General features: G+C 60.4%; 17 protein-coding genes. 13 read left to right on the top strand and 4 right to left on the bottom strand.

Translation table 11 applies throughout. From position 1 onward, the window contains the following. Positions 1–2: 2 nt before the first annotated feature. On the bottom strand, positions 3–431 hold the full coding sequence (fur, locus tag GTP46_RS13100) for a ferric iron uptake transcriptional regulator (protein ID WP_161007076.1): 429 nt from the start codon (positions 429–431) through the stop codon (positions 3–5). Between the two features lie 149 nt (positions 432–580). On the opposite strand from fur, the gene GTP46_RS13095 reads away from it, so the two are divergent. Genes GTP46_RS13095 through GTP46_RS13075 form a run of 5 tightly spaced genes read left to right on the top strand, consistent with a single transcriptional unit; the run spans position 581 to position 3,467 of the window. Next, a complete protein-coding gene (locus GTP46_RS13095) occupies positions 581–1,225 on the top strand; it encodes an outer membrane protein assembly factor BamE (protein ID WP_161007075.1) in 645 nt (214 codons plus the stop codon). A 15-nt stretch (positions 1,226–1,240) separates the two neighbouring features. Beyond that, positions 1,241–2,047, top strand: coding sequence for a 4-hydroxy-tetrahydrodipicolinate reductase (gene dapB / locus GTP46_RS13090; RefSeq protein ID WP_161007074.1), 807 nt, complete (start codon positions 1,241–1,243; stop codon positions 2,045–2,047). Beyond that, positions 2,044–2,712, top strand: a complete 669-nt coding sequence (locus GTP46_RS13085) for a MotA/TolQ/ExbB proton channel family protein (protein WP_161007073.1) — start codon at positions 2,044–2,046, stop codon at positions 2,710–2,712. Before dapB ends, GTP46_RS13085 begins: the two co-directional genes overlap by 4 nt. Positions 2,713–2,715: 3 nt before the next feature. Then, positions 2,716–3,141, top strand: coding sequence for an ExbD/TolR family protein (locus GTP46_RS13080; protein WP_161007072.1), 426 nt, complete (start codon positions 2,716–2,718; stop codon positions 3,139–3,141). Further along, a complete protein-coding gene (locus tag GTP46_RS13075) occupies positions 3,141–3,467 on the top strand; it encodes a barstar family protein (protein ID WP_161007071.1) in 327 nt (108 codons plus the stop codon). Before GTP46_RS13080 ends, GTP46_RS13075 begins: the two co-directional genes overlap by 1 nt. On the opposite strand, the gene map is transcribed toward GTP46_RS13075, so the two are convergent. The 3 genes from map to GTP46_RS13060 are packed head-to-tail and all read right to left on the bottom strand — an operon-like array spanning position 3,454 to position 5,524. Beyond that, positions 3,454–4,308, bottom strand: coding sequence for a type I methionyl aminopeptidase (gene map, locus GTP46_RS13070; RefSeq protein ID WP_161007070.1), 855 nt, complete (start codon positions 4,306–4,308; stop codon positions 3,454–3,456). The two genes, GTP46_RS13075 and map, sit on opposite strands and share 14 nt — an antisense overlap. 45 nt (positions 4,309–4,353) lie before the next feature. Continuing rightward, positions 4,354–4,719, bottom strand: coding sequence for a VOC family protein (locus GTP46_RS13065; protein ID WP_161007069.1), 366 nt, complete (start codon positions 4,717–4,719; stop codon positions 4,354–4,356). Between the two features lie 37 nt (positions 4,720–4,756). Then, positions 4,757–5,524 (bottom strand): helix-turn-helix transcriptional regulator, encoded by a 768-nt coding sequence (locus GTP46_RS13060; RefSeq protein WP_161007068.1) that lies wholly within the window; start codon positions 5,522–5,524, stop codon positions 4,757–4,759. Positions 5,525–5,625: 101 nt separating this feature from the next. Here GTP46_RS13060 and leuS point away from each other — a divergent pair, with 101 nt between their 5' ends. The 8 genes from leuS (at position 5,626) to GTP46_RS13020 (ending at position 16,551) form a co-directional block, all read left to right on the top strand. Beyond that, a complete protein-coding gene (gene leuS / locus GTP46_RS13055) occupies positions 5,626–8,253 on the top strand; it encodes a leucine--tRNA ligase (RefSeq protein WP_161007067.1) in 2,628 nt (875 codons plus the stop codon). A 7-nt stretch (positions 8,254–8,260) separates the two neighbouring features. Beyond that, positions 8,261–8,806 carry an LPS-assembly lipoprotein LptE gene (locus GTP46_RS13050; RefSeq protein ID WP_161007066.1) on the top strand — a complete coding sequence of 182 codons (546 nt, stop codon included), beginning with the start codon at positions 8,261–8,263 and terminating at the stop codon, positions 8,804–8,806. 9 nt (positions 8,807–8,815) lie between these two features. Then, complete coding sequence (gene holA, locus GTP46_RS13045) at positions 8,816–9,832, top strand: DNA polymerase III subunit delta (RefSeq protein WP_161007065.1); 1,017 nt, start codon at positions 8,816–8,818, stop codon at positions 9,830–9,832. Between the two features lie 20 nt (positions 9,833–9,852). After that, positions 9,853–11,124, top strand: a complete 1,272-nt coding sequence (locus GTP46_RS13040; RefSeq protein ID WP_161007064.1) for a glutamate-5-semialdehyde dehydrogenase — start codon at positions 9,853–9,855, stop codon at positions 11,122–11,124. A gap of 8 nt (positions 11,125–11,132) precedes the next feature. After that, positions 11,133–11,549 carry a CopD family protein gene (locus tag GTP46_RS13035; protein WP_161007063.1) on the top strand — a complete coding sequence of 139 codons (417 nt, stop codon included), beginning with the start codon at positions 11,133–11,135 and terminating at the stop codon, positions 11,547–11,549. A gap of 42 nt (positions 11,550–11,591) precedes the next feature. Then, positions 11,592–12,791 carry a THUMP domain-containing class I SAM-dependent RNA methyltransferase gene (locus GTP46_RS13030; RefSeq protein WP_371869655.1) on the top strand — a complete coding sequence of 400 codons (1,200 nt, stop codon included), beginning with the start codon at positions 11,592–11,594 and terminating at the stop codon, positions 12,789–12,791. A 118-nt stretch (positions 12,792–12,909) separates the two neighbouring features. After that, the gene (locus GTP46_RS13025; protein WP_161007062.1) at positions 12,910–14,193 is read left to right on the top strand and encodes a multidrug effflux MFS transporter; all 1,284 of its coding nucleotides are present in this window, start codon (positions 12,910–12,912) and stop codon (positions 14,191–14,193) included. 267 nt (positions 14,194–14,460) lie between these two features. After that, positions 14,461–16,551, top strand: a complete 2,091-nt coding sequence (locus GTP46_RS13020; RefSeq protein WP_161007061.1) for an HDOD domain-containing protein — start codon at positions 14,461–14,463, stop codon at positions 16,549–16,551. Positions 16,552–16,558: the final 7 nt, after the last annotated feature.

Genomic DNA, 16,558 nt, shown 5'->3' with positions numbered 1-16,558 from the left:
TTTTACGGGCGGTGCGGGCAGGCGGTCTTGGTGCAATTGCCGTAGATCGCCAGTGCGTGCTCGGCAATCTTGAAGCCGCGCTCTTCGGCGATGGCGTGCTGGCGCTCTTCAATCGCCTCGTCGTAAAACTCTTCCACGCGGCCGCAGTCCACGCACACCAGGTGATCGTGGTGGGAGCCGGCGTTCAGCTCGAAGATGGCTTTGCCAGTTTCGAAGTGATTGCGGTTCAGCAGGCCAGCTTGCTCGAACTGGGTCAGCACGCGGTAGACGGTGGCCAGGCCCACATCCATATTCTCAGCCAACAGGATCTTGTAGACATCCTCGGCGGTCAGGTGACGCACTTCACTGTTCTGGAAAATATCCAGGATTTTGATGCGTGGCAGCGTGGCTTTCAGGCCGCTGGCCTTCAGATCGGTAGGATTGTGACCCATGTGGAGACTCTTTGTATAGTTGGCGATAGCTAGCCGCTAGTTTACCGTACTCCGACTAATCCGGTTACAAAGATTTGCCCCGTCCCGTGCGCAGTGCTTTATGATATAGCGTTTTTCGGCACATCCGCTCGACCAGATTGAGGACATTTATGCGCGTCACCCAGGCTTTTTCGCAGTCTTTGTTGCACCGTTTTACTCCTGTTGCCGCCGCCGTAGGCGTGGCGCTGGCGCTGGGCGGCTGCGCGACCAAAACCACGCTGGGCGAGCGATCGACGGATGTGAAAGATAGTGCACCAACGCTGGACGCCAGCAAGGGCGCGCAAACCACCACCATCACCCAGCTGCAGCGCTTCATGTGGTTCTTCTCGCCATATCGTCCAGACATTCAACAGGGCAACTTTGTCTCTGAGGAAATGTTGTCGCAGTTGAAGGTCGGCATGACGCAGGACCAGGTCCGCTTCATCTTCGGCACCGCGCTGCTGACCGACCCGTTCCACGGTAGCCGCTGGGATTACGCTTTCCGCCTGGCCAAGGGCAACGGCGAAATCACCACCAGCCGCGTGATCGTGTTCTTCGACAAGGACGGCAAGGTGGCGCGCTGGGAAGGCGGCAACCTGCCGACCGAAAAAGAATACATCGCCCGTATCGCCGGTCCTACGCCGAACCTGAAGAAGGAAGCCGAGACTGAGGCCATCCTGTCCAAGCCGGCGCCTACCGCGCCGCTGCCAGCTGGCGCCGACAACCCGGCGGCCAACAACCCGGTGGGCACGTCGATCAGCACTGACAAGAAATAACAAGGATTTGACAGCATGACCCAAATGAACATCGCCATCGCCGGCGCCGGTGGCCGCATGGGCCGCATCCTGATCGAAGCCGTACAGAACGCCGACGATGCCCGTTTGTCGGGCGCGCTGGACCGCGCTGGTTCGGAGCAGGCCGACGCTGCCGCCTTCCTCGGCAAGCCGGCTGGCGTGGCAGTGGAATCGGAGTTCGGCAAGGGCCTGGCCGCTGCCGAGTACCTGATCGACTTCACCCGCCCTGAAGCGACCCTCGAACACTTGAAGTACTGCGCTGAGCACGGCATCAAGCTGGTAATCGGCACCACCGGTTTTGACGATGCGGGCAAAGCCGCTATCGCTGAAGCAGCCAAGAAAACCGCCATCGTGTTCTCGCCCAACTTCTCGGTCGGCGTCAACGTGACCATGAAGCTGCTGGAGCAAGCCGCCAAGGCGCTGTCGACTGGCTACGATATCGAAATCGTCGAAGCCCACCACCGCTTCAAGGTCGATGCACCATCGGGCACCGCGCTGAAAATGGGCGAGGTGATTGCCGATGCGCTGGGCCGCGACCTGAAAGAACACGGCGTGTTCGCACGCGAAGGTGTGACCGGCGAGCGCGATCCATCGTCGATCGGCTTTGCCACCATTCGTGGCGGCGACATCGTCGGCGACCACACCGTGCTGTTTGCCGGCATTGGCGAGCGCATCGAGATCAGCCATAAATCCAGCAGCCGCGTGACCTACGCGCACGGCGCCATCCGCGCCTGCCGCTACCTGGCCGACAAGCCGACCGGCCTGTTCGACATGTACGACGTGCTGGGCTTGAAAGACAAATGAACCCGGCCGCCAGCCAATTCACTCTGGCCCGCTTCTGGGAGCAGGGTGACGCCATCAGCCACGCGGTAGCGTTTGTGCTGCTGGCGATGTCGCTGGCAAGTTGGTTCTTCATCCTGGCCAAGGCCTATTCGTCGTGGCGCATCCGCCGCAGCGCGCCGGCAGTGCAGGCGTTCTGGGATGCTCCCAGCATGCAGGATGGCGTGAATGCGCTGGCGCTGGCCGACGCTGAAAAAATCTTCCTGCCGTTGGCGCAGCAAGGCGCGTCACAGCTGGCTGCCTCGGCGCGGCCATCGCTGGGCGGCGAAATGGACCGTTCGGCGCAAGCCACGCGCGTACTGCGCGCGGCGATTCAAACCTCTACCAACCGGCTTGAAAGCGGCCTGACGCTGCTTGCCTCGATTGGCGCCACCGCGCCGTTCGTTGGCCTGCTGGGCACGGTGTGGGGCATTTACCATGCGCTGGCCAATGTGTCCTCGCATGGCACGGTGCAGATCGACAAAGTGGCCGGCCCGGTGGGCGAGGCGCTGGTGATGACCGCCATAGGCCTGACGGTAGCGATTCCTGCCGTATTGGCGTATAACGGATTTAACCGCGTCAATCGCCTGACGCTGGCCGAACTGGATGCATTTGCCCACGACCTGCACGCCTACCTGACCAAGAAGTAAATCATGGCTTTCGGCGCTTTCAACCATCATCGCAATCCCGGCCCGATGGCCGACATCAATGTCACGCCGATGGTGGATGTGATGCTGGTGCTGCTGGTGATTTTCATCCTGGCCGCGCCGATGTTCACCGGCTCGGTGCAGCTGGAATTGCCGAAGGCGCAAGCGCCCGCCGCGCAAACAGCGCCCGCAGCGACGGTCACGCTGTCGATTGACGGCAAGGGCAAGATCTTCTGGAATAACGACCCGGTGGAGCGGGAGGCATTGGAATCGCGTTTGATTGACGCGGCCAAGCTGGACCCGCAACCGGAACTGCAACTGCGCGCCGACAAGGACACCCGCTACGAAGTGGTGGCCCAGGTGATGGCCGCAGCGCAGAGTAATGGACTAACAAAATTGGGCTTCGTCACCGACCCCAAGGAGAAAAAATAATGGCTACCGCAGAATTGAACGGCGCAGCAATCAAGGATTTCGACAGCTTCCACGCCGAGTGCAAAGCCGCAATGGGTTTTCCTGATTCTTACGGCAATACCATGGATGCCTGGGTAGATTGCCTGAGCTATCTGCGCGATGAAGACAGCATGAGCAAATTCTCGCTCAAGCCGAATGAGCTGCTGGAGATCGTCATCAAGGACACGGAGGCCATGAAGGCCGCCGTGCCTGATATTCTGGAAGAGATTACTTACTGCGTGGCCGGCCTCAACGAGCGCTACGAAGACTACGGTGAGAAGCCGGCCCTGAAACTTACGCTGCGCTAGGCGCGGCTGGCGGCTCGACGCCGGCCGGCAGCGCGTTCGGGATGCTGGCCTTGGCGCCGGTTTCACCCGGCGCCAGCGTCAATACTTCGAAGCCGGTTTCGGTCACGTGCACCATGTGTTCCCACTGTGCCGACAAGGATTTGTCGCGCGTCTCGACGGTCCAGCCGTCGCTCAATTCTTTGGTGGCGGCTTTGCCGGCGTTGATCATCGGTTCGATGGTGAACAGCATGCCCGGCTTCAGTACCAAGCCCTGGCCCGGACGGCCGTAGTGCGTCACCTGCGGATCTTCGTGGTAGACCATGCCGATGCCATGGCCGCAGTAATCGAGCACCACGCTGTAACCGGCCTTCTCGGCCACGGTCTGGATCGCGAAACCGACGTCACCGAGGGTGGCTTTCGGCTTCACTGCGCGAATGCCGGCCCACATGGCGGCGTAAGTCGTTTCAACCAGTTTGCGTGTCGGCTTGCTTGGCTCGCCGACGTAGTACATGCGGCTGGTGTCGCCATGCCAGCCATCCTTGATAACGGCCACGTCGATGTTGATGATGTCACCGTTCTTCAGCACCTGTTCGGCGGATGGAATGCCGTGGCACACCACATGGTTGACCGAGCTGCACACGGTGGCCGGGAAGCCGCCATAGCCGACGTTGGCCGGGATTGCCTGCTGCACATTGACGATGTAGTCGTTGCACAGCTGGTCGAGGTAGGCCGTCGTCACGCCCGGTTTGACGTGGGGAGCGATCATGGTCAGCACATCGGCCGCCAGTTGGGCGGCGACACGGGCTTGAACCATCTGCTCGGGCGTTTTGATGAGATTGGCGTTACGGCGGTTGGACGACATGGGGACTACCTCGTTATTTACTGAGGCAGTATTGTCCCACAATCACTAGCGCACCGCTTTCAAATCAAAGTGCGGGTTGAGGATCAGGCACAGCGTGTTGCCGAAAGGATCGGCCAGTTCCACCGTGCGGATGCCTTCGCCGACGTCTTGAATTGGGTGGTGCACCGTAGCGCCCAAAGCGAGGATGCGGGCGACTTCCGCTTCGATATCATCGACGCCCCAGTAAACCGCGCTGCCGGTGGTGCCGGGCGTGCCGTCCGGGATCAGGCCCAGTTCAAAGCCGCCAATATTGAAGCCGACATAGAATGGCTGGTCGAAGTAGGGCGCGGTATCGAATACCTTGCTGTACCACTCCTTGGCCGCGGCCAGATCAGCCACTGGGTAGGCTACCGTGCGCAATCCCTTGATCATGTGTGTCTCCAGATAGTCAAAACACCATCATGGCACATCAGGCAACGCGGTGATTGGAAAAATGGAATCGCTCGGGCGTGGTGGCCGTCAGCGCTTGAAAATCGTGGATCAGGTGGGATTGATCGAAGTAGCCGCAGTCGAGCGCAAGCTGCGCCCACTCCGGCGTGGGCGTGGTTCGGATGGCTGCCGTGGCCGCACGGAAGCGGCAAATCCGCGCAAACATCTTGGGTGAAAGCCCGACATGCTGGCGAAACTGCGCCGCCAGATGCTGGCGCGAGACGCTCAGTTGCGCCGCCAATTCCTCGACGCGCAGCGCGCCGCCGCTGCCCTCCAGCGCACGCAGCGCCTGCTGCACGAGTGCCGCGCCGCGTGGCGTCGCGGCGGCAATGGCGGCTCGTAGCCGCCGCAGCAACTCCCGCTCGATGATTGCCAGCCGCTGGCGCTCGGAGGCATCGCCTTCCCATAGCGCATCGGCCAGCCGGTCGGCATCGCTGCGGCCCCACAGCAAGTCGATATCTGCCCGCTGATCGGTAATCGCATGCAGCGGCGTGGCGAGAAACAGTCTCGCCATGCCCGGCTTGAAACGCACAGCCAGCGTCCGCACCGACTGCTCGCTGGCAACCAGGATGGCCGAACTCATCATGCCGACCGCAAACCCCGGCTGACCTGCATCCTGCCAAAGAATATCCACACAATTATCCGGTAACACCCGATGCGCATGCGCAAACCCCGGCGCACGCGCCGCCCAAACGCATTCCACATGCGCCGCCAAAGCCGGGTGAGGGGGATACTCCCGATAAAACATCAGATACGCTCCTATACAGGTTGACACTGCCAGCCGCGCCGTACTGGCGTAGCTCAAGGTATAATGTCCGGTTCATATTCACTAATTGGCCGTACACCATCATGCAAGATAAATATAGTCCCGCCGACGTAGAAAAAGCCGCTCAATCCCACTGGAAGGCGATCGACGCCTACAAAGCCGTCGAACACGATCCGCGCTTCCCGAAAGGTAAATACTACGCTTGCTCCATGTTGCCTTACCCATCGGGCAAGCTGCACATGGGCCACGTGCGCAACTATACGATCAATGACGTGATGTACCGCTACCTGCGCATGAACGGCTACAACGTCCTGATGCCGATGGGCTGGGATGCGTTCGGCATGCCTGCGGAAAACGCGGCAATGGCCAACAACGTGCCGCCAGCACAGTGGACCTACTCCAACATCGCCCACATGCGCTCGCAGATGGAGCTGATGGGCCTGGCCATCGACTGGTCGCGGGAAATGACCGCGTGCAAGCCGGAATACTACAAGTGGAACCAGTGGATGTTCCTGAAGATGCTGGAAAAAGGCATCATCTACAAAAAGACCGGCACCGTGAACTGGGATCCGATCGATCAGACCGTGCTGGCCAATGAGCAGGTTATCGACGGCAAGGGCTGGCGCTCGGGCGCGGTGATCGAGAAGCGCGAAATCCCGATGTACTACGCGCGCATCACCGACTACGCCGATGAGCTGCTGGGCTATGTCGACGACAAGCTGCCAGGCTGGCCTGAGCGCGTGCGCATCATGCAATCGAACTGGATCGGCAAATCGACCGGCGTGCGCTTCGCCTTCCCGCACGAGATCAAGGATGCCGACGGCAATCTGATCACCGACGGCAAAATGTACGTCTTCACCACCCGCCCGGACACCGTGATGGGCGTGACCTTCTGCGCCGTCGCTGCAGAACACCCGCTGGCCGTGCTGGCCGCGCAAACCAATCCGGAATTGGCCGCGTTCAACGCTGAATGCAAACTGGGCTCGGTGATCGAAGCCGACATGGCAACGATGGAGAAGAAGGGCATGCCGACCGGCCTGTTCGTCACCCATCCAATCACCGGCGATCAAGTCGAAGTCTGGGTCGGTAATTACGTGCTGATGACCTACGGCGACGGCGCGGTGATGGGCGTGCCTGCGCACGACGAACGCGATTTCGCCTTCGCCAAAAAATACAATCTGTCGATCAAACAAGTCATCAAAGCTGAAGGTCAGGAATTCTCGACCGAGGCATGGCAAGAGTGGTACGGCGACAAGGAAGTTTCGATCGTCACCAACTCCGGCAAGTACGATGGCCTGCGTTACGCAGAAGCCGTGGATGCCGTTGCCGCCGACATGGCTGCCAAAGGCCTGGGCGAGAAGAAGATCACCTTCCGCCTGCGTGACTGGGGCATCTCGCGCCAGCGCTACTGGGGCACGCCGATTCCGATGATCAACTGCGCCGATTGCGGCTCGGTGCCGGTGCCTGAGAAAGACCTGCCGGTGGTGCTGCCGGAAGACTGCGTACCTGATGGCAGCGGCAACCCGCTGAACAAGTACGAAGCCTTCCTGACCTGCGACTGCCCGCAGTGCGGCAAGCCAGCGCGTCGCGAAACCGACACCATGGATACCTTCGTCGATTCGTCGTGGTACTACATGCGCTATACCTCGCCAGGCGCGGATTCGATGGTCGATGCACGCAACGATTACTGGATGCCGATGGACCAGTACATCGGCGGTATCGAACACGCTGTTCTGCACTTGCTGTACGCGCGCTTCTGGACCAAAGTGATGCGCGACTTCGGCCTGGTGAAATTCGACGAGCCGTTCACCAACCTGCTGACCCAGGGCATGGTGCTGAACGAGACCTATTACCGCGAAGACCCTTCCGGCAAGAAGACCTGGTTCAATCCAGCCGACGTTGACCTGACCGTGGACGACAAAGGCCGCCCACAAGGCGCGGTGTTCAAGGACGACGGCCAGCCAGTGCAAATCGGCGGCACCGAGAAAATGTCGAAGTCGAAGAACAACGGCATCGACCCGCAAGCGCAGATCGAACAATACGGCGCCGACACCGCGCGTCTGTTTACCATGTTCGCCTCGCCGCCAGAGCAAACGCTGGAATGGTCGGGCAGTGGTGTGGAAGGCGCGAACCGCTTCCTCAAGCGCGTATGGAACTTCGGCTACGCGCAGCGTGAAGCCATCGCCGCCGCCGGCGCGCCACTGAGCGCCGCTGCCACCACCGATGCCAGCAAAACCCTGCGCCGCGAAGTGCACAAGGTATTGCAGCAAGCTGACTACGACGTTAAGCGCATCCAGTACAACACCGTGGTATCGGCCTGCATGAAGATGCTGAACACGCTGGAATCGGCCAAGGACGTGGAAGCAGCCGTGCTGTCGGAAGGCTACGCCATTTTCCTGCGCTTGCTGAACCCAGTCGCACCGCACATCACCCACGTGCTGTGGAAAGAGCTGGGCTATGGTGAAAATTCTGGCGACATCCTGGATGCCGCATGGCCGCAAGTTGATCCAGCCGCGCTGGAGCAGTCGGAAATCGAGATGATGATCCAGGTGAACGGCAAGCTGCGTGGCAGCGTGGTGGTAGCGAAGGGCGCTGACAAAGCCGCCATCGAAGCCGCCGCACTGGCCAACGAAGCGGTGCAGAAGTTCATCGAAGGCACGCCGAAGAAGATCATCGTGGTGCCGGGCAAATTGGTCAACATCGTGGTGTAAGGCAGATATGGCGACGACTACTTCCAAGTTTCTGAGTGCAGCCGTGCTGGCGGCGACGCTGGCGCTGTCGGGCTGCGGCTTCCACCTGCGCGGCGACAGCGGTCATTACACGCTGCCATTCCCGACGCTGTACGTGGGACTGCCGGAGTCGTCGCCATTGGCGATCGATTTGAAGCGCAACATCCGCGCCAATGGCGGCACCACGGTAGTCAATGACGCCAAGGATGCCGACGGCGTGATCGAGGTGCTGACCAATCCTGAAAAGACCAAGACCAAAACCATTCTGTCCCTGAACAGCAATGGCCGCGTGCGTCAGTATCTGCTGACCTACAACATCGTGTTCCGCGTGCTGGACAAGCAAGGCGGCGAGCTGCTGGCGCCGACCACGATCACGCTGACGCGCCCGATCGACTTTAACGAAACGCAGCTGCTGGCCAAAGAGCAGGAAGAAGCGCTGCTGTACAAAGACATGCAGACCGATTTGGTGCAGCAGATGATGCGCCGTATCGCCGCCGTGAAAACGCCGGGCGTGTCGCTGCCGCCGAAGCAGTAAGGTCAGACGATGCAATTACGGTTGGAGGCGCTCGACGGCCACTTAAGCAAATCGCTGTCGCAGCTGTACGTGATCACCAGCGACGAGCATTTGCTGGCGCTGGAAGCTGCGGACAAAATCCGCAAGACAGCGCGCGCGCAAGGCTACTCCGAGCGCGATGTGCTGACCGTGGAGCGCAGCTTCAAGTGGGGCGAACTGCTGGCGGCCAATCAGGCTTTATCGCTGTTTGGCGACAAGAAGCTGATCGAGCTGCGCATCCCGACCGGCAAGCCGGGCAAGGATGGCGGCGCGGCGCTGCAAAATTATGTGAAGGATCTGAGTCCGGATAACCTGACTCTGATCACGTTGCCGAAATTAGATTGGCAGACGCAGAAAGCAGCGTGGGTGACCGCGCTGCAGCAAGCGGCGGTGTATATCGACATCCCGCAGGTGGAACGGGCGCATTTGCCCAATTGGATAGGCCAGCGCCTTGCCCAACAAGGGCAGAGCGCGGACCGGCAGAGCATTGATTTCATCGCAGACCGCGTGGAAGGCAATCTGCTTGCGGCCCATCAGGAGATTCAAAAACTGGCTTTGCTGCACGAGCCGGGCAAGCTCACTTACGAGCAGATACACGAGGCGGTGCTGAATGTGGCGCGCTACGATGTGTTCAAGCTCAGTGAAGCGATGCTGGCAGGCGATCCGGCGCGGTTGATCCGCATGCTGGATGGCCTGAAAGGCGAGGGCGAGGCTTTGCCGCTGGTGTTGTGGGCGGTGTCGGACGAGATCCGCACGCTGCTCAAGCTGAAGGCGGGCATGGCGCAAGGCCGGCCTCTGGGCGCGCTGCTGAAAGAGCATCGCATCTGGGGACCGAAAGAACGCATGATGGATCCCGCGCTGCGCCGCATTTCGCTGCCAACGCTGGAAGCGGCAATGCAGGACGCCGCGCAAGTGGACAAGATGATCAAGGGTCTGCGCGCGAAAGCGCATGCAGGCGACGCATGGGACGCCATGCTCCAATTGGCGTTGAAGGTCGCCCGCGGCTGACCCGCTCGAACGGGACAACGATGGACACCAAGCACTACATGGAACAACTGGGGCAGCAGGCGCGCAAGGCTGCGCGCGCGATGGCCCGCGCCGATACGGCGCAGCGCAACCGCGCGCTGCTGCTGATCGCCGATGCAATTGAACGTGACGCCGACGCCCTGCGCGCCGCCAATAAACTGGACATGGACGCCGCTGCCGCCAATGGGCTGGAGCCGGCCATGCTGGATCGCCTGGCCTTGTCGGACAAGGCGATTGCCACGATGGTGGAAGGCTTGCGCCAGATCGTCGCGCTGCCGGATCCGATCGGCGAGATCTCCGGTTTGAAATTCCGCCCGACCGGGATCCAAGTCGGCCAGATGCGCGTGCCGCTGGGCGTGATCGGCATCATTTACGAATCGCGTCCGAACGTGACGGTGGATGCGGCGGGCCTGTGCATCAAGAGCGGTAACGCCACCATCCTGCGCGGCGGTTCGGAAGCGATCCATTGCAACCGCGCGCTGGCCAAGCTGGTGAAGGAAGGTTTGCTTGGAGCGGGCCTGCCCGAAGATGGCGTGCAAGTCGTCGACACCACCGACCGCGCTGCTGTCGGTGCGCTGATCACCATGCCGCAGTATGTAGATGTGATCGTGCCGCGCGGCGGCAAGGGTCTGATCGCACGCTTGATGGCGGAAGCGACTGTCCCGATGGTTAAGCATTTGGACGGCATCTGCCACGTCTACATCGACAGCAAAGCCGATATGAAGAAGGCGCTGGACATCGGCTTCAACGCCAAGTGCCATCGCTACGGCACCTGCAACACGATGGAGACGCTGCTGGTGGCGCGCTCGATTGCGCCGGTCGTGCTGCCGGAATTGGCGAAGCTGTATGCGACCAAGGAAGTCGAGCTGCGCGCGGACGCTGAAGCGAAAGCGATCCTCGCCGCCGCCGGCTATCCGCACCTGGTCGATGCGACGGAAGAAGACTGGTCGACCGAATACCTGGCCGCGATTTTGTCGGTCAAGATCGTAGCCGACATGGACGAGGCGATGGATCACATCAGCACCTACTCGTCCAAGCACACGGAGTCCATCATCACCGAAGACCATTCGGCAGCGATGCGCTTCCTGCGCGAAGTGGATTCAGCCTCGGTGATGATCAACGCCTCCACCCGTTTCGCGGACGGTTTTGAATATGGCCTTGGCGCGGAAATCGGCATCTCGAACGACAAGCTGCACGCACGCGGCCCGGTCGGACTGGAAGGTTTGACCTCGCTGAAATACGTGGTGTTCGGCCACGGTGAAGTACGCAATTAAGGAACTACATGCTCTGGATTAAAGCACTGCACATTTTCTTCGTCATCGCCTGGATGGCCGGCGTGTTCTACCTGCCGCGCATCTTCGTCAACATGGCGATGGAGACCGATAAGAACACCACCGCGCGCCTGCTGCTGATGGCGCGTAAGTTGTACCGGTTCTCGATGTGGTTGTCGGTGTTTGCAGTGCTGTTCGGGGCGATTCTGGTTTATATGCAGTACGGCGTGCACATGCCAGGCTGGCTGCACGCCAAATTGACGCTGGTGGTGCTGGTGATCGGCTATCACCACATGTGCGGCGGCATACTGAAAAAGTTTGAACGCGGCGAAAACAAACGTAGCCACAAGTGGTTCCGCGTATTTAACGAGCTGCCAGTATTCATCATGCTGGCGATCGTGATTTTGGTAGTAGTGAAGCCGTTTTAATCGTAAAACGGCAGTTTTTTTTAACGGACAAAAGGTACACCTATGGCATCCTTCTTTTGCCCATGCCCACGCGGCATGGAAGCGGCGTTAGCCGAAGAACTGCGCGAAATCGCGCAACAAAGCACCACCATGAAGGTGCACAACGAAGTCCCTGGCGGCGTGCACGCTTCCGGCGACCTCACGGATTCGTATCGCATCAACCTGCACTCGCGAATTGCCTCGCGCGTGTTGATGCGCATGGCCGCTGGCGGCTATAAGAACGAGAACGATATCTACGACCTGACCCTGGCGCAGCCGTGGGAAGAGTGGTTCGGCTACGACCATACCATCCGCGTCGACCTGACGGCGGTGAAGTCGCCGCTGAAAAGCCTGGAGTTCACCACGCTGAAAATCAAAGATGCGATCTGCGACCGCTTCCTCGATCAATACAAAAAGCGTCCGTCGGTTGATACCAAGGAACCGGACATGCGCATTTTCGGCTTCGTTGATGCGCACCAGTTCATCGTCTATCTGGATACTTCGGGCGAAGCGCTGTTCAAGCGCGGCTGGCGTACCGAAACCGGCGACGCACCGTTGCGCGAAAACCTGGCCGCTGGCCTGCTGCGCGTGTCGGGCTGGAAGCCGGGCATGCCGCTGTTCGACCCTATGTGCGGTTCCGGCACCATCCTGTGCGAAGCAGCGCAGATGGTGCAAGGCGTGCCGCCGGGCGCGCGCCGCAGTTTCGCGTTCGAGAAGTTTCATGACTTCGATCCGCAGCCTTGGATGGACATGAAGACCTCGATCAAACCGAATCCGCTGCCGGCCGAGCCGACCATTTTCGGTTCCGATATCTCGGGCGACATGGTGGCGATGGCGCGTCACAACCTGCGCAGCGCAGGCATTCTGTTTGATGTGCCGCTGAAGCAGATCGAAGCGCAGCAAGTGCAGGCGCCAACCGCGCAGCCGGGCATCCTGCTGACCAATCCTCCGTACGGCGAGCGTATCGGTGTGCGTGGCGACAGCTCGCTGGCGCAGGATGATTTGGCCAACAGCTTCTATGCAGATTTCAGCAGCACGCTGAAACAGCGCTTCGCCGGCTGGACGGTATTCCTGTTCACGGCGGATCTGGGCGTGCCTAAGCTGCTGCGTTTGAAGGAAGCGCGCAAGACGCCATTCTTCAACGGCGCGCTGGAATGCCGTCTGTTCCGCTTCGATATGGTGGCAGGCTTTAACCGCCGCGAAGCTGCCAAGCCAAAAGAGTAAACGCACGTCGTTCCCGCGCAGGCGGGAACCCATGCATCGCATGCCCGCACGCTGCGTATGGATTCCCGCTTGCGCGGGAATGACGGCGGGCAGGGCAGATCAAATAGGAAAACGATTTATGCTGCCCACACCTCCAGCCGACCTGCCCGACCAGGACACCATCGAGGACTTTCCTCCGCCCGAGCCGCCGCACCGCAAGCCGTTGACTGCCGCTGCTCTTGCCACCATGCTGGCCGGGCTGTCGATGATCGGCCCGTTCTCCATCGACGCTTATCTTCCTGCTTTCCCCAACATCCAGTCCACGCTGAACGCCACACCGCTGGAAGTGCAGCAAAGCCTGACCTTTTATATGCTGGCCTTCGCCGGCATGGTCCTCTGGCACGGCGCACTGTCCGACGCCTTCGGCCGCCGCAACGTCATATTAGTATCGCTGGCCATGTTCGCCATCGGCACGCTGGGATGCGCTTCCGCGCACACGGTGCACTACCTGTGGGTGTTCCGCATCATGCAGGGCGTGTCAGCTGGCGCCGGGGTGGTGGTGGGCCGCGCCATCATCCGCGACCTGTACGCCGACGCCGCGGCTGCGCGCCTGCTGTCGCTGGTGACCATGATCTTCTCGATCGCCCCGGCCATCGCGCCGATTCTTGGCGGCTGGATTGTGACGCTATTTGATTGGCGTGCCATCTTCCTGTCGCTACTGGCGTACAGCATCTTGCTGTTCATTTTCTGCTACCGCCGCCTGCCCGAGACGCTGCCGCCGGAAAAGCGCCATCCGTTCAACCCGCGCTTCCTGGCCCGTAACTACAGCGAGATCTTGCGCTCGCCGCTGTTCCACCTGAAGACCGGCGTAGTGGCGCTGAACTTCGCCGGCCTGTTTATCTACATCTCGGCCGCACCGGTATTCCTGCCGCAGGAGCTGCATCTCGGCGCCTCGCAATTCGGCTGGCTGTTTATTCCTTCGGTGGCCGGGATCTTCCTCGGCGCGCTGGCGGCGAATCGCATTGCCGGAAAAATGACATTTTCGCGACAGATCGGCATCGGCTTCTGTTTCCTGCTGTCGGCGTCCGCGCTGAACCTGATTTACCACGTGTTCCTGCCGCCGGCACTGCCGTGGACCGTGCTGCCGATGTTGTTTTATACCTTCGGGATGTCGCTGGTGGCGCCGGGGGCGACCTTGCTGGCGCTGGATCTCTTTCCCCACATTCGTGGCACGGTGGCCTCGTGCCAATCGTTCGCCGTGACCCTGCTGGGGGCGATTGTGGCAGGGGTGATTGCGCCCTTCCTATCACACTCCGCGCTGTGGTTAGCCGCAGGACAGATGGGCTTTAGTGCCTCTGCTCTCGTTTTGTGGTTGACGTCGCGCTATTACCGGAGCATGCTAACGCGCTATCCGGAACGATAATTATTAACGGCAGGAAATTGACTTAGTTTAGAAAGAAATTTTGCTTGCTGTTAAGTTATTATCAGACTTTATGATAATATAATTTTTTGAGGCAATGTTTCCATCCCCAAAAACCGGCTGGAAACCGCATAAAACCTAACGTTGGTGGAATTTTGCCGTTAAGTTCCGCCCCCTGATCGATGTCTATTGGCGGCAATGCTTGATACGATGCATCAACAATCTGACCATGATATTCGCAATCGACTGCTGATTGCCCGTCTGCCGGCTATGCCGCAGATACTCATCAAGTTGATTGAGCACTTGCAGGCTGACGACGCCGGCATGCCGGAACTCGCCGCGCTGATCGCCAAAGATGCGGCGATGACCAGCAAAATCCTCACCGTTGCCAATAGCTCGGCCTACCACCGCAACCAGCGCACGGTGGGCCTCGAACAATCGCTGGTGTCGCTCGGCACCGACATGATCAAGACGCTGGTGATCAGCGAATCGGTATTCCAGACCTTTAACAGCTTCCCTCATTCGGGTAGCACCGACTTGCGCGGCTTCTGGAAAGGCTCGCTCACCACCGCCGTCATCGCGCGCGACATCGCCAAACAGATGGAATACCCGCACGTCGAGGAAGCGTATCTCGCCGGCCTGCTGCACAACGTCGGCCGTCTCGCGCTGCTGGCCACCGCGCCGAAAGAATACGCCTTCAACTTCACCGCGCGCGACGATGAAGACTTGTGCGCGGTCGAACAACGTACGCTGCAAATCACCCACTCGGAAGCCGGCGCATGGCTGATCGAGCGCTGGAATCTCGATTCCTTCCTGGCCGACAGCGTGCTGTATCACCACGAGCCGATCACGCGCCTGGAAGCGGCGCATCCGTTGATCCGCATGGTGCGCCTGGCGCACCTGCTGTGCTGCCACGACGACCAGGAACAGGCCATCGCCGAATCGGCGCGCCTGTGCAACCTCGATGCCGGCCAGCTGGAACTGATCATCAAGAACGCCGCGCGCCAAGTGGAGAAGTCGGCCAATTACCTCGGCATCGATCTGGCCGGGGCCGACGATATCGTGGCGCCGACCGCATACGCGCCGCCGCTGGTAGACCCAGTGCAGCAACGGCTGTCGGAAGAAGTGCGCAACATCATGCTGGTGTCCGAGATGGGCCAGACCTTCGCGCGCCAACACGGCGAAGCGGGCCTGCTGGAAGCCATCACCCGCTCGGCGCGCATCCTGTTCGATTTTGAAAACGCTGTCCTGCTGCTGGAGAATCCAACCGGTCACGCGCTGCACGGCATGGCGACCGGCGAAGGCCAGCAACGGCTGGCGGAATTCGTCATCCCCTTGAATAAGGGCGGCCCGGTAGCGCAGTCTGCGCTGGAGCGCAAACTGGCTTACGTGAACCGCGAAGGCCAGATGCTCAACGTGTCGGAAGAACAGCTGTTCCGCATTCTCGGCAGCGAGAGCATGGTGTGCCTGCCGCTGGTGGCAAACCAGCGCTGCCTCGGTGTGCTGATCGGCGGCACGCCGGCCTGGCAGATGCCGCACCTGCAAAAGCGCGAACGCTTCCTGCAATCGTTCGGCACACAGGCTGCGGCGTCGCTGGAAACCGCAATCAGCGAACGCGGTCACGCCAAGCGCCAGATCGCCCACGTGGCGGAAGAATATCGCGAAGCCTCGCGCCGCGTGGTGCATGAGGTGAACAACCCGCTGTCGATCATCAAGAACTACCTGTCTGTCCTCGACGGCAAACTGGCCAAGCGCGAGCCGGTGGTGGGTGAGATGTCGATCCTGAACGAAGAGATCGACCGCGTCGGCCAGCTGATTAACGGCTTGGCCGATTTGCAGCCGACCGAAACGGCGCGCACTACCGATGTGGGCAAAGTGGTGGACGACGTGCTGCGTTTATTCCGCGCCACTGAATTCATACCGGCCTCGGTGCAGATCGTGGTGCGCATGCAGGAGGAACCGGCCGAAATCGACGGTGATGCCGACCTGCTCAAACAAATCCTGGTGAACCTGATCAAGAACGCTGTTGAAGCCCTGGGCGACGGCGGCAAGATCGAGATTTCGAATCGCGGTCACGTGAACCGTGAACGCAAGCTGTATCTGGAACTGGTGGTGAGTGATACCGGTCCGGGTCTATCGGCCGACGTGCTGGCCAACCTGTTCTCGCCTGTGCGCAGCAGTAAGGAAGGGGCCAATCACGGGCTGGGACTGTCCATCGTCCATAGCCTGGTCAAGAAAATGCAAGGCCTGATTACCTGCCGCTCCGGCAAAACGGGTACTACCTTTGAAATCCTGCTGCCCGCCAAGGGCAGTACCAGCCAAGTCGCCGGCGTGCAAACGCGGGTGATGGATTCCGTTTAAGGCCATG

It is taken from the genome of Duganella flavida, from assembly GCF_009857445.1.
Classification (GTDB): Bacteria; Pseudomonadota; Gammaproteobacteria; order Burkholderiales; family Burkholderiaceae_D; genus Rugamonas; species Rugamonas flavida.
This window is presented reverse-complemented; position numbering and strand designations above follow the sequence as displayed.